This window comes from Acidiferrobacterales bacterium (assembly GCA_028820695.1).
Taxonomy (GTDB): Bacteria; Pseudomonadota; Gammaproteobacteria; order Arenicellales; family JAJDZL01; genus JAJDZL01.
Window position 1 is genome coordinate 38,786 of record JAPPIB010000045.1, and the last position, 14,213, is coordinate 52,998.

A 14,213-nucleotide genomic window follows, 5' to 3' on the forward strand; every position below is an offset into this window, starting at 1 on the left:
ATTGGCTTGCGTTACATAAACTGACTATTTTACTTGCCCAACACTGACTTCAATGCGGCGAAACCAAAGGCCCAGTGTCAATCCGCGAACGACCATGAACACCATCAGTGCGAGCCAAAGTCCGTGATTGTCGAATGCCCTGGTTGTAAAGTACGCCACCAGGAAAAATACCAGCATTGAAATGATCATGAAATTTCTCATTTCAACTGTTCTCGTCATTCCGATATAGACCCCGTCATAAAGGAATGGCCAGACGCAGAATATCGGCGCGATCACCAGCCAGAACAGGTATTTATCCGCCCCTTGACGGACCTCTTCAATTCCCGTGAGGAGCGCGATGATGAAATTTCCGCCGATCCAGTAGACCACACAGAAAAATACGGCAACCACCACCGACCAAATCAGCGCAACCGACACAGTATTACGCAATCTCACTCTGTCCTTTGCGCCATATGCGGCACCGGCGAGCGCTTCCGCAGCATGGGCGAAGCCGTCAAGACCAAACGCCAGAAAGTGCAGCAGATGAAGCAGAATTGCATTGGCGGCGAGGATGACATCGCCGCTGCTTGAGCTCTTCCACATAAAGTAGATCAGCACGACCTCCAGACAGAGCGTCCTGATCATGATGTTGACATTGACCTTTGTCAGCTCAATCAGCTTCTGCCGATCGAAAATGTGAAGTTCTCTGGGTATTGGAAGATTGACACCCAGAATATTCGCGCATACTGCTAGACCGACAACCGCAGTCACAATCTCGCTGATCATGGTGGCGGCCGCCACACCGAGTACCGCCCAGCCGAATCCAAGCACGAAAATCAGATCCAGCACGATATTCATGCCATTCAGAAGCAATTGCAGCAGCAAAGCGGTACGCATTCGCTGCAAACCGAACAGTACGCCTAAAACGACGAGATTGAACATCATGAAAATCACGCTCCAGATTCGGACTCCGTAATAATCCAATGCAAACATCTCAACCTCGGGTGAAGCATCGAAAAACCAAAACACAACGCTTCCAATCGGCACCTGAAACACGATCATCACCCCGCCGAGCACCGAGGCGATTGCAAGCCCGCGAAGAAATGTTGCTGTCACCTGCGCAAGATCACCGGCTCCCACACTCTGTGCAACAAATCCGGTCGTTCCCATGCGAAGGAAGCCAACCAGCCAGAACAGCGAACTGAAGACCAGTGCACCGAGTGCGACCGCACCGATGTAGACCGGATCTGGCAGATGTCCGACCACCGCGGTGTCGACCGCACCTGCAAGCGGCAGACTCAGGTTGGCGATGATGACCGGCCAGGTCAGACTCAGGACCCTTTTGTGCAAAGGTCCGAGTCTTCTCGCAAAAATGGAATCTGAATTTGTTTTCGATCCAATCAACTTTTCAGTTCACTGCGAAATTCCCGCGCTGTGTGCGACAACGGTCGAATTTCAGTTGTTGTAAAATAGCCGGTCTTGAATGATACATCCGCCGGGATGGCGAAATTTGGCAGACGCGCCGGACTCAAAATCCGGTGGTGGAAACACCGTGAGAGTTCGAGTCTCTCTCCCGGCACCATTTGTTTTCTTTCATCTTGCAGCAACTCTCCATCGATTCCGTCCGCTCGTCGGAACAGCACCGAGTCTCAGCAAACTTGCGCCCTCCAGAGCTCCGGTGACACCGACCCGGCACTCAGGCGCTTGCATCACCAGGATATTTTCCTCCGCACTGAGGATCAGCTTACAGGTCGATATGCTCAGCATTGATTTGCACTATTTCCATACAGGATGACTTTTCCATTGTTCAGGCATTCCCATAGCAATGCGCCATCTGTCTTCATTCGCGATGGGTTCAAGTAACCTTCCAACTCTTTGTTTCCACTCGTTGCCTGCATTATCTACTGAAAGCAGATGTCGAAGAATCACGAATTCCGAGCGGGCATTGCCAGGCACGCCACAGTGCAGTTATACGAATTACTCGACCATCCGCAGCTGAACCGGCGCAGCGGGCGCCTGTCGTTGGCGAAACGGTGCGTTAACTGGCTCGGCAGTGGATTCGCGGTTTGGCAACACGGTCATGCTGAGACTTTCAATTGAGTGCGGTATGACAGGCCTATTGCGCATGCAAAGCGGCAAGCTGAAGTCTCGGGCATTTTATTGTCAAATTTGTCCTGCCCGACAATGTAAAATTCAACTCTGACTCTCGAATTTGCAGTGCAAGAAACAACCATGCAGCGCTCTGACTGAACATCGCCTGATTTCACCCGTGCATGGCTGCAAATTGGACAATACGGTTCAGCCAAAAGGGTAATTTCTCATCGTACTATTCATATGAAGCTTCTATTTGATCTTTTCCCGCTAATCCTGTTCTTTGCGGCATACAAGTTCTACGACATCTATGTTGCAACGGGCGTGGCGATCGCTGCGGCGTTTGTCCAAGTGGTTGTATTCTGGCTGAAACACCGGCGCTTCGAAAAGATGCACGTCATAACATTGGCTGCACTTGCAGTCTTCGGCGGACTGACAATACTGCTGCGCGATCCTGTTTTCATCAAATGGAAAACAACAATCGTCTATTGGATCATGGGCTCAATCATCCTTTTTTCTCAGTTTGTTACGAAGCGCACTGTGATAGAAGCGCTGATCGGCGATAAATTACAACTGCCAAGGAATGCAGTGCGCATGTTCAATTTGCACTGGGCGGTATTCGCGTATGCGGTGGGCGCGCTCAACATCTACGTCGCCTTCTATTACGGTCTGGATCTGGACGAAAGTCGCCGGGAAGAAATATGGGTGAATTTCAAGGTATTCGGCGTGCTTGTCCTCACGGTCGTGTTCATGGTGGTGGAAATTTTCCTGATGGCACGGATGGCCGCCAAAAACGATCAGGTTGTTTCGGCTTCCGAAACCGACCGATGATTCAGGTCCACACCTGACTCGCGCAGGTCGGAATCTCTGACTGGTGTCAGCTATACAACTTCCCTGACCTGCGGCCGATTGGTGAGCCGTTTCAGGACGTAGCGCAAAATGCCCTGACTTTGGTAGTATTCCCATTCCCGCGGGGTATCTATCCTCACGATCGCGCTGAACTTCTCGTGAGAACCATCAGCTCTGGTTGCGACGACCTCAATTTCCGTCACTCCTTTTTCGAGACCTTTGATGTGAAAAACTTCCTCACCGGTCAGGTTCAGTGCTTGTCTCGATTCGCCTTCACAGAACTGTAGCGGAAGAATTCCCATACCTGCCAGATTGGAGCGGTGAATTCTCTCGTAGGTTTCCACTATCACTGCCTTGACACCGAGCAGCAGCGGACCCTTGGCGGCCCAATCCCTGGAGGAACCTGATCCATACTCCTTGCCGCCGATGATAATCAACGGTGTTCTTTGCTCGCGGTAGCGTACCGAAGCATCGTAGATGGTCATCGTCTCCCCGGATGGCATGTGCCGTGTCCATCCGCCTTCTGTTCCCGGCGCCAGTTCATTTCTCAGACGAACGTTGGCGAAAGTTCCTCTCATCATGACTTCGTGATTGCCTCGCCGCGAACCGTAGGAATTGAAGTCGGACACAGGTACCCCGCTTTGGATCAGATACTGTCCTGCCGGACTCGCGGGCATGATTGCGCCTGCTGGAGAAATGTGATCCGTCGTGACACTGTCGCCGAGCATCGCGAGCACACGCGCACCAAGAATATCGTCGATGCGCTCGCTCGCATTCGCAACGTTTCCGATGTAAGGGGCTTTACGGATATAGGTCGAGGAATCATCCCACTTATACTGACCGGATTGCACCACGGGAATCTCAGCCCATTTGTCGTCACCTCGGAAAACATTCGCGTATTTGGTTCGGAACAGCTGATTGTTCACAAAGCCATCGATCACTTCATTGATCTCGGAATTCGTCGGCCAAATGTCCTTCAGATAGACCTTGTTGCCGCCCGTACCGACACCAATTGAGTCGCTGCTCAAGTCGACGTTCATCGATCCAGCAAGCGCGTACGCGACCACCAGCGGCGGAGAAGCGAGAAAGTTCATTTTGACTGCCGCATGAACCCGTCCTTCAAAGTTCCGATTGCCCGACAGCACTGAACTGACGACGAGCTCGCCTTCCTTGATTCCCTTTGCTACACCTTCCGGCAGTGGACCGCTGTTCCCGATGCAGGTTGTACATCCGTATCCGACAATCGAGAACCCGAGTCTTTGCAGGGACTCCATCAAACCCGACTGTTCAAGATATTCGCTCACAACCTGAGAACCGGGAGCGAGTGATGTCTTCACCCAGGGCTTCACAGACAACCCTGCATCAACTGCTTTTTTGGCCAACAGGCCTGCTGCAACGACTACAGCCGGATTGGACGTGTTGGTGCAACTTGTGATTGCCGCGACCACAACGTCCCCATCGGACAGGGTCACCGACTGATCATCGATATCGACATCGATACTCTGCACACCGGATTGGCTGGAGCGAATGGCGCTGAGGCTCTTTTCGACTGTTTGTTTTGCGTCTCGCAGCAGTACCCGGTCCTGAGGTCGCTTCGGACCGGCAAGGCTGGGCTCCACTTCGGACAGGTCCAATTCAACCAGCTCGTTGTAGCGTGCCGGACCGGACTGCCCAGGCTCCTTGAACATTCCCTGATGTCTGGCGTAGGCCTCCACCAGCGCAACCGCACTTTCGTTGCGACCTGTCAATCGCAGGTATTTGAGGGTATTCTCGTCGATTGGGAAAACACCACAGGTCGCACCATACTCTGGAGCCATATTGGATATGGTTGCCTGATCGGATACTGAAAGATGATCCAGTCCATCGCCAAAAAATTCTACGAACTTGCCAACTACTCCATGATTCCGCAGCAGTTCCACTACAGTCAGCACAAGGTCGGTGGCAGTCGCACCTTCCGGCAGGGAACCATGGAGCCGACAGCCGACAACCCGCGGCAATAGCATGGCGATCGACTCGCCCAGCATGGCCGCCTCCGCTTCGATACCACCAACTCCCCAGCCCAGAACTCCGATTCCATTGATCATGGTGGTATGAGAATCGGTTCCCACGACAGTATCAGGAAAGGCATACAGTTTGCTGTCAACCTGCTTTTCGCTGATGACTGTGGCCAAAAACTCAAGGTTCACCTGGTGAACAATACCAGTCGAGGGAGGGACCACACTGAACTGGTTGAATGAATTCTGTCCCCACCTCAAAAAAGTGTACCGCTCCGCGTTTCTCTTGTACTCCAGCACCGCGTTGAGATCGATGGCATTATTGGTTCCAAAATGATCCACCATGACTGAATGGTCAATGACAAGATCTGTTCGCACGACTGGATTGACAGCTCTCGGGTCGTAACCCATCTCGGCCAGTGAATCTCTCATGGACGCCAAATCGACTATCGCTGGGACACCGGTGAAGTCCTGCATCAGTACACGTGCAGGGGAAAATCCGATTTCAGTCTGTGGCGGATTGTTCTCATCCCAATTGGCGATCGAGAGAATCTGCTCCTGCGTGACGTCGGTTCCATTCTCGCATCGAAGAAGATTCTCGAGCAGAATCTTCAACGAGTAAGGAAGCGACATGACATCGTAGCTGTCGCTCAAGCGTTGGAGGGAGTGAATTTCGTAAGAACGGCGATTGACCTCCAGAGTCGTTCGCGTGTTGAAACTATTGGACATTAGACGTTGGATTCCTCTGGGTTTTGAAGCTTATGGCGCTGAAATTTCGTGCGCTGATTGAACGGCGAGTGTGTTTCAGATTAACGAACCCGCCCTGCATTCGAATGAGTTTCCAATTCAGGGGGCGGGAAGCGATGGATGGATTGTTCACAATCTTGGACCGAACTGTCCAAAATATGGTACTGGCAGGTTTGGCACTCAAGCCGTGTACAGGATATTCCTGAAACACGGCTGGGAAATGGTTGTCGGTCAGTTCTTCGGTCAACGCTGATCGAATTTGGTTGATGTTCGGACAAATTGGCAGTCAGTCAATCTCCCGGCAAGATATCGCCATCTCATCATCTGATGCGGACTCGATAATTGCGCCACAACCGCCATGTTTCTCATGGTTGAATTATAAGTGAATCCACTTCTGCATTCGGTACATTTCCACCTGCAGCGGCCGTTTTTTCGCGACTTTTTTTCTTGCGGGATTCGATGGTTGCAATCTAAGTTATGGGGACATGAATTCCGCATCACAAGGACGGAGCGAGTCAGCCTTGTTCAGTTGTCACCGGCAAATTCCCGGAAAGCAGATTTTCGAATTCAGATTCGGTCAATATCGGAACATTCAGTTCTCGAGCCTTGTCCGCCTTGCCTCCAGGATTGTCCCCCACGATGACGTAATCGGTATTACCCGACACACCGGAGACCACTTTGGCTCCAAGCCGTTGCAAGCGTTTTTTGGCCTCTGATCGCGTCATTGATGTCAATGTGCCGGTCAAGACAATTTTCTTTTCGCTCAAAGGCCTTGATGGCGTGCCTCCTGCATCGGTGGCCGCATCCATGTCACTCGGTGCGACCTGAACCCCGAGTTCAATCAGTTGTCTGACGATGCCCTGATTGTGATCGTTTCGAAAAAAGTCCGAAATGCTCTCGGCAACGATGGGACCGACATCCTGAACTGCCTCCAGCAGGTCAGCATCAGCCGACATGACCTCGTCAAGGGTCCCGAACCTCTTCGCCAGCGACACTGCTGTCGACTCACCCACATGCGCAATACCCAACGCAACCAAAAACTTGGCTAAAGTCGTTTGTTTGCTCTTTTCGATCGCCGCTATGAGATTCTGGGCTGACTTATCACCCATTCGCTCCAGGTTTGCGATCTGTTTTTGGGTTAACTTGTATATGTCCGCTACATTGTGAATCAGCGAACTATTCACCAACAGCTCCACTATACCGGTGCCGAGCCCTTCGATGTCCATCGCGGATCGCGAGGCAAAATACTCGATTCCCCGTTTAATCTGTGCTGAACAGACCAAGCTACCTGTACAACGATTCACTGCTGCGCCAGGGTCGCGCACCACATCCGACCCACACACCGGGCATTGCGAAGGAAATCTGAACCGCTCCCCGCGATCTTCCTTCTGCAGCGATAGTACGGAGACAATCTCAGGAATCACGTCGCCCGCACGGCGGATGACAACGGTATCGCCGACTCTGACGTCAAGCCTGTTGATCTCGTCCTCGTTGTGCAAGGTCGCGTTGGACACCTTGACGCCGGCAACCTCGACCTGACGCAATCTTGCAATCGGTGAAACCGCACCGGTGCGGCCGATCTGGACCTCAATCCCCACGACTTCCGTAGTCGTCTCCTGAGCCGGGAACTTATGTGCGACCGCCCATCTTGGAGCACGAGTCACGTAGCCGAGCAATTCCTGCATTTCAACCTGATTGACCTTGTACACGACCCCATCTATTTCATAGTCCAGTTGTTCGCGTCCGGCAAGCAGTCTTTCTTTCACTTCAAGGCAAGCATCGATTCCCGAAGCAACCACTGATTCACTGCAGACCTTGAACCCGTATTCGCCAAGACGCTCAATCTGTTCGGACTGAGATGTCGGCATTGGCTGGCCCTCACATCGGACAATCGAATAAAACATCGCATCCAACGGACGGGTGGTGGTGATCTGAGGATCAATCTGTCTCAGTGAACCCGCCGCCGCATTACGTGGATTCATGTATTTTTTTGCGCCAGACTCCTTTTGACGTCGATTGAGTTCCTGAAAGCCTGATCGGCTCATGTATACCTCGCCGCGAACCTCAAGCAGGGTTGGGGCATACTCTGATCTCAAGACCAGGGGTATGCTGCGAATGGTTCGGACATTGCCCGTTACATTCTCGCCGATCTCACCATCGCCTCTGGTACTGCCCAGAGCCAGTGCGCCCCGCTCATAAACCACACTGACGGCCAGCCCGTCGATCTTTGGCTCAACAAAATACTCGATCTGATCGACGTCAGCCTGATCCCGGATCCGGCGATCAAAATCGGCAGCTTCACAGATGCTGAATACATTATTCAGCGAAAGCATCGGGACCGCGTGTCGAACCTCGGCGAATGAATTGTCTAATTTTGCGCCGACTCGACGGGTAGGTGAGCTGTCTGATTCAAACTCCGGATTTTGTTCCTCGAGTTGCCGAAGTTCCCGAAACAGCTTGTCGTACTGCTGATCGGAGACTTGAGGATCATCCAGTACGAAGTAATGGTGGTTATGCTGGTTTATCTGTTCGCGAAGTGATTCAATCCGTGTTCCGATCCGGTCTCTTTCGCTTGAGCTCATTTGGTGGGAATTAACGAAACAATGCCTTTTGATTCAGCCCAATTCTGAACCATCAGCGAAGAGTCGAACAACCGGATCGCTGAATCCCCGCCCGGCGGGATTCCATGACTGTTCATACGCTCAACAAATTCATCGATTTTGGTTCGAATTTGCGAGATTGAGTAATAATCAATTGGCTGATGGTTTTGATCGACCAGTTTGACGACAAGGCGGTCCTCAAGCTCCTTCGCAAGATCATACATCGTGTCAAACGCCCGCCGAGGATCAGGTACGCATGCCAAGTTGCTGAACAATATCATCGTACGCATATCCGGGTCCTGGCCTAACTCCTCCGCCAACTCGGTATTGGACTCGTTCACTGGCACAATACTGAATAGTGGAAACAGATCCGATTCGCTATCGAATCGGTCGAACACACTCATGCCAGGGCGTTCCAGCAGATCATACTCTCGTGCGAGATATCGAATACCTTTGTTCGAAAACCGACTTTCCTGACTCGTCCTGAGCAGGAGTATGGCTTGCAGGTCGAGACCTTCGATCTGCGAAGTCAGCAGACTCCCCTCCCGGATGACGGTGTCTGTTGTCATCGAGAAATGGAAATTGCGTGACAACGCAACGGCGATGTGACCTACCATTCGAGTGAATTTCCACCAGTTCTTTTCGCTGACCGCCTGACCATTGTGCGAAAGCTGCAAGGTCAAAATAAGATCTGAGTAGTCGGATACGACTTCAGTCATTTCCAAATTGTTCCACTGACGCTTGTCAACGTCAAAACCGATGATCGAATGTGGATGATCCAGCTGAAATTCGAGATTCTTATAGACGGTCAACACATCCATTCGCCTGATCACGTCGAGTTCGGCAGGCAGCCAACCGACAACATCGATTTCCCGGTCCTGGGAATTGCGATAGTCCGGAAAAACCACACTGACTTCAAGCTCCGTCTGAACCAGCTGATCAACGTCCGGATCATCCGACTGCGAGTCGTCTTCGGAATCAGGAAGTTTCAATTCCGTATGCCAAGATAGGTCTTCAACGTCATTTTCCAGGTGCTCAGCCTCGGTTTGAATGTTGAGATTCCCCCCGAAGTAAGGACCCGATTCCTCGACCACTGGAAGGACGGAACCAATCTCGGTTTCAGCATCTTCGTCATGATTCGAATCGTATCCTTCTTGGTGGTATCCGTCCGGTTCGTCCGCCGAATACTGCGATGCGTCAGTGTCTGTCATCGCGTCCAATTCATCCGAAGTCGCGAATTGCGGTTCGGAAATGTCTGCCGGATCAGACTCCGCGTCCAGATCGTGACTCCAAACTTTATCTTCTTCTGACTCCTCAGCCTCCGACAAGTTGGCATCATCTTGCCACAGCTCGTGGTCTGCCTCATTTTCCTCGATCGAATAAGATTCAGACTCGCGGGCATCGTTGACTGTCAGGTCAGACAACTCCGCGTCCAGATCGATCGTCTGTTCGTATTCACCATCCGGTTCCCTGTCGACCGATTGAACCGGCCCTAAATTCACGCTGCTGCTTGCAGATAGGAAATGACCATCCTGGGTATGCGATTGATTTTGTCTGCTTTCTGAATCCTTCACACCAATCATGGGCAACCTCAGTCCCGTAAGACGCATTCGCCTGGTGATCAGCCAGATCACACCGACCAGGCAAATCAGCGAAATCAGTACATAAACGAACTGCATTACGCAACAAACTCCTGGGCTTCCTGCAGGTCTACGGAGAGAATTCTCGAAACATTGGGTTCAGGCATCGTCACACCGATCAGTGAATCAACGGATTCCATGGTGATCTTGTTGTGCGTAATCAAAACCAGCTGGGTCGAATCCGCCAGGTCGCGCAGACTGTTGCACAGTCGATAAACGTTCTCGTCATCAAGCGGTGCATCGATCTCATCAAGCAGACAGACAGGAGAAGGATTGATCCTGAAAAAAGCCAGAATCATGGCGACCGCGGTCAACGATTTCTCCCCTCCGGACAATGCCTGGATGTTATGGACACGCTTGCCTTTCGGACGCGCATAGACCCGCAGGCCGGCATTTTCCGGATATTCACCAATCAGTTCAAGGTGACCGCTGCCGCCTCCGAATAGCAGTGGCAGCAGTCGCTGGTATTCGGAATTCACGGAATTGAACATTTCGGTGAATTGCTGCCGCGACTCCTGATCGATTTTCTGGATTGTGTCGCGAAGTGTTTCCACCGCCCGACTCAGATCGTCGTGCTGGCTGTCCATGTAGTCCCTGCGTTGCTTTTCCTGCTCATACTGTTCAACAGCAATCAGATTGACACCGCCAACACTCTCGATTCTCCGCAACAATCGTTCCAATTTGGCCTGATTCACCTCAGCGTCAAACTCATCGTCGAGTTGTTCCATTTCCAGCTCTGGTGTTGAATCGAGATCTATGACCTTCTGATTGATTTCTTCGACTTGTGCGGTCAACGCTGAACTGTTGACTTTCACATCCTGAATCCTGGTATTGACCTCTTCCACTGAGAGTTGATGCTTCAACCGCATCTCGTCCAGCTTTCGGTAGTTGGTTTCGGACTCCTGGGCATGATCGCGGGCTTCCGACAACTTTTCCTCACAAAGCCGACTTTCCACCAGATACTCATTCAGCCTGGCCTTGAGCGGGCCTACAGGATCATCACGATCCACAAGCCGTTTCTCAACTTCACGCTGCTCGGCTTCGATACTTCCCAAGCGTTGCTGATGGTCTGCAATGGATGCGCGGATCAGTTCGCGATCCGAATCAGATTTCTGGGCTTCAAGTTCAATGCGATGCTTGATGGCCATGGCTTCACTGACAGTATCCTGAAGCGTGTTCAACTCGAACTGCGTTTGCCTGAGCTGCTGCAGTTTACCGGACTTTCGAAGCTCGATCTCGGAGCAAGCGGCGGATTCAATATCAGCCTGACGCTGCAGTTCCTGTTGCTCGGACTGCAACCGGGTCGCAGTCTGCCTTAACTGCTCTGTCTGCGATTCGAGCTGAACCCTTCTTTCCGAAGACCTGATCCGACTGGTCCGCAGTTCTCCCAGTTCATCACTGGCTGAGTTGAGCTGCGCATTGGTATCAGTCAATTTCTGGCGCAGCAGCGCAATGCCGGATTCTAACTTGGCAATCGCCGTTCTGTTGTGTTCAAGCTGCTGGCGTCTGGTCTGCTGGTGAAGTTCATCACGTCTGACTTGAGATTCATACTTGCGAATCAATCGACTTGTTTCCATCACGCCGGCGCGTGCTTCATCGCCGACCGCGGGCGAATACCAGTTTGATCCGATCAGTGCACCCTGGGGTGTTACGATGCATTCTGTCGGACTCAAATGCGATCGAATGGCCAGCGCGTGTTCCAGACTGTCAGCGGCGTAGACACCGCCAAGCATACTCTCGACCACCTGATCCTTGCTTTTGACATGTCGCACCAGCAAAGGCGCCGCTCCGTCTGGGTGCACCATGTCTTTTGCAGCTTCTACAAAATACAGTTTGGCGTTGACCGGACTGCCGCTTGAATCGCGTGCCACCTGTTCGGTGTCGGTCACGACAACCGCACCGATCCTGTCGCCCATTACCCGGTCGAGCGCACGCTCCCAGCCCTCGGTCACCTCGATCTGCGATGACAGGGCAGGTGCCTGGTCAAAGCCATTGTCCGTCAACCATTTTTCGATTGCCTTTGTCGACTGCGCCTCGTGCAGGCCGCGTTCCAATGTCTTCAGCCGGACTTGCGCTTCCTGAGAACTTTCGCGCAACGAGTCCAATTCATCAATGAGACGATCGTATTCGGCTCGCTTGTCAGTCAGGGCATTTTCCGATTCAATGACTTCCCGGTTCAGACTCTCACTTGTCTGCGCCAGACCCTCAACTCTTGATTGCAGCGGTTCACTTGAATCTGTGTGGTCCTGTGAAGCCAGCCGATCCAACTCCTGCGCAAGAGATGTCTGCTGATTTTCCGCATCATTCATCCGACGTTGCACTTCGTCAACCGTCGCAAGAACGGACTCTCGGCGACGGATCCCATCAATCAGGTCCTGATCGATCTGCGCCGACTCGATTTGGGCCTGTTCGAACCTCGATGACATCTCATCTGTCGCCTGCGATTTGGATTGCAGATCCGCTTCAGCCTCAAGCAGCAGCTTGTGCTGCCGGCCGGAACTCTCAGCGACGCTTCGTTCCCGTTGTTCGAATTCCTCGATGGAATTTCTGAGTTGCGCCGATTCGGACTTCAGTCTCGACAGGTTCGTTTGGTCACGCTCAAGCTCTTCGCCACTTTCCTTGATCTGACGATCAAGATTGGAAATTTCCGCATTGACACGATAGTGTTCCATCTGCAGGGCGTTGAGTTTGGCCTGCTGATGCAATTGTCCCTTTCTGGATTTTTCCTGATCCGCCTCCGCTGCCCGCACCTGAGCGAGCCTTTTGTTTCTTTCGACGTCGAGTTCAGAAATCACCGACTCGGCCTGTTCTATTTGCTGCCGCAGACCAGTCCATTCGAACGTCAGCAGGCTTGCGCGCAGCTGGGCGGCCTTTTCTTTCATTTTTGTATAGCGTCGCGCCTGATCTGCCTGATACTTGAGCTTGCGCACGGTCGCTTCCACCTCGGCGCGCATGTCATCAAGCCTTTCCATATTTTCCTGTGTCCGATTGAGTTTCAATAAAGTTTCGTGACGCTTCTCCCGGAATCTTGACACGCCGGATGCCTCTTCAATGAAGGAACTGAGTTCCTCGGGCTTGCCTTCCACAATTCGGCTGATCATCCCCTGCTCAATGATCGAATAGGACCGGGGACCGAAACCTGTTCCCAGAAACAGCTCCTTTACATCGCGCCTGCGGGTTCGGGTGTTGTTGATGAAATACTCAGAAATACCATCCCGTGTCACGGTCCGACGAACGGAGATTTCGGCATACTTGGCCCACTGTGCGGGACAACGGCTCATTGAGTTGTCGAACAGAAGTTCCACACTTGACCTGGCCGCGGGCTTACGCTGTTCCGAGCCATTGAAGATCACGTCATCCAGCGTCTCCCCACGCAGACTCTTTGCCGAGGATTCGCCGACAACCCAGCGCATCGCATCGATAATATTGGATTTCCCCGAGCCATTGGGCCCTACAATTCCAGCGATCTTTCTTGGCATGTGGAGGGTAACCGGATCAGCAAACGACTTGAATCCGGCAATCTTGATTTGCTTGAGTTGCATAGGTCAGTTCCTACTTGCAGTCATTCATGCTCAGCGGCTTTATGGCCCGAAGATAACCAAAACTATTTACGGATGATTGTGATTGGCGATGGCAGCGGGAAGACCGATCACTCGTGTGGAACGGTCTGCATGAGTGAAGGTCGGGATGAAACCGACTCATGCCATTTCGTCAATCCCGGCCGCCCTGCCCGCCAGTCATCCGCAGAAAATCGAAAATCCAGATACCCCAGCGCAACTCCGACTGTAATCTGCCCGATCGTAAAACCATCGGACAGCTCATCCACTTTGCCTTCCAGCGTATCCAGCGAACGTTCGATGGCTTTGGCAAATCGATCAGCCACCGTCTGTGACTGCAGTTCCGGCGGTCTTCGCCCTTCCAGCAGACGTCCGATTGCCGCGTCCAGAATCCCATCGCCCAATGCCTGTTGCTGCAAGGCGTTCCAACGTGCCTCTCCGTCTTGTGGAAACAATCTCGGGGTTGAACACAGACTGTCTAGAAACTCACAGATGACCGGGGAGTCAAACAGTACTTTTCCGCTTTCGGTCGTGAGTGCGGGAACTTTGCCAAGAGGATTCGTAATTGGTAAGTCGGTATCGGGTGCCCAAGGATTCGTCAACTGACGTTCGACTTGATGTTCGAGTCCGCATTCATGAATGGTTGCGGTGACTTTGCGGACGTATGGTGACGTTGTGGAATAGCGCAGTTTCAGCATATAGAAATACTCACTTTTTGTAGAGAGAGGTTGGGCTGGGGTAATCGGCTGGCACCGA

Annotated in this window: 8 protein-coding genes and 1 tRNA gene; 2 read left to right on the forward strand and 7 right to left on the reverse strand. The window is 52.3% G+C overall.

Annotated features, from left to right (window positions below; translation table 11 throughout):
• Positions 1 to 24: 24 nt before the first annotated feature.
• On the reverse strand, positions 25 to 1,329 hold the full coding sequence (locus OXI60_06855; GenBank protein ID MDE0309536.1) for an MATE family efflux transporter: 1,305 nt from the start codon (positions 1,327 to 1,329) through the stop codon (positions 25 to 27).
• 144 nt (positions 1,330 to 1,473) lie between these two features.
• Between OXI60_06855 and OXI60_06860 the strand changes: the two genes are divergently transcribed.
• A tRNA-Leu gene (locus OXI60_06860) sits at positions 1,474 to 1,561 on the forward strand.
• A gap of 11 nt (positions 1,562 to 1,572) precedes the next feature.
• Here the strand turns inward: OXI60_06860 and OXI60_06865 are convergent.
• The gene (locus OXI60_06865; protein MDE0309537.1) at positions 1,573 to 1,746 is read right to left on the reverse strand and encodes a hypothetical protein; all 174 of its coding nucleotides are present in this window, start codon (positions 1,744 to 1,746) and stop codon (positions 1,573 to 1,575) included.
• A 567-nt stretch (positions 1,747 to 2,313) separates the two neighbouring features.
• On the opposite strand from OXI60_06865, the gene OXI60_06870 reads away from it, so the two are divergent.
• Positions 2,314 to 2,901: a septation protein A gene (locus OXI60_06870; GenBank protein ID MDE0309538.1), complete on the forward strand. Its 588-nt coding sequence runs from the start codon at positions 2,314 to 2,316 to the stop codon at positions 2,899 to 2,901.
• 50 nt (positions 2,902 to 2,951) lie between these two features.
• On the opposite strand, the gene acnA is transcribed toward OXI60_06870, so the two are convergent.
• The 5 genes from acnA to OXI60_06895 form a co-directional block, all read right to left on the reverse strand.
• Positions 2,952 to 5,642 carry an aconitate hydratase AcnA gene (gene acnA / locus OXI60_06875; GenBank protein MDE0309539.1) on the reverse strand — a complete coding sequence of 897 codons (2,691 nt, stop codon included), beginning with the start codon at positions 5,640 to 5,642 and terminating at the stop codon, positions 2,952 to 2,954.
• Positions 5,643 to 6,175: 533 nt separating this feature from the next.
• Entirely contained in the window at positions 6,176 to 8,242 is a 2,067-nt protein-coding gene (ligA, locus tag OXI60_06880; protein ID MDE0309540.1) for an NAD-dependent DNA ligase LigA, read from the reverse strand.
• Positions 8,239 to 9,939: a hypothetical protein gene (locus tag OXI60_06885; protein ID MDE0309541.1), complete on the reverse strand. Its 1,701-nt coding sequence runs from the start codon at positions 9,937 to 9,939 to the stop codon at positions 8,239 to 8,241. Before OXI60_06885 ends, ligA begins: the two co-directional genes overlap by 4 nt.
• Positions 9,939 to 13,442 carry a chromosome segregation protein SMC gene (gene smc / locus OXI60_06890; protein ID MDE0309542.1) on the reverse strand — a complete coding sequence of 1,168 codons (3,504 nt, stop codon included), beginning with the start codon at positions 13,440 to 13,442 and terminating at the stop codon, positions 9,939 to 9,941. Before smc ends, OXI60_06885 begins: the two co-directional genes overlap by 1 nt.
• A gap of 107 nt (positions 13,443 to 13,549) precedes the next feature.
• Entirely contained in the window at positions 13,550 to 14,155 is a 606-nt protein-coding gene (locus OXI60_06895) for a glutathione S-transferase N-terminal domain-containing protein (protein MDE0309543.1), read from the reverse strand.
• Positions 14,156 to 14,213 lie beyond the last annotated feature (58 nt).

Bases quoted from the DNA above. Each gene is read 5' to 3' on its own strand.
- OXI60_06885 (MDE0309541.1), bottom strand. From the start codon at position 9,939: ATGCAGTTCGTTTATGTACTGATTTCGCTGATTTGCCTGGTCGGTGTG.
- OXI60_06865 (MDE0309537.1), bottom strand. From the start codon at position 1,746: ATGCTGAGCATATCGACCTGTAAGCTGATCCTCAGTGCGGAGGAAAAT.
- ligA (MDE0309540.1), bottom strand. From the start codon at position 8,242: ATGAGCTCAAGCGAAAGAGACCGGATCGGAACACGGATTGAATCACTT.
- OXI60_06870 (MDE0309538.1), top strand. From the start codon at position 2,314: ATGAAGCTTCTATTTGATCTTTTCCCGCTAATCCTGTTCTTTGCGGCA.
- acnA (MDE0309539.1), bottom strand. From the start codon at position 5,642: ATGTCCAATAGTTTCAACACGCGAACGACTCTGGAGGTCAATCGCCGT.
- smc (MDE0309542.1), bottom strand. From the start codon at position 13,442: ATGCAACTCAAGCAAATCAAGATTGCCGGATTCAAGTCGTTTGCTGAT.
- OXI60_06895 (MDE0309543.1), bottom strand. From the start codon at position 14,155: ATGCTGAAACTGCGCTATTCCACAACGTCACCATACGTCCGCAAAGTC.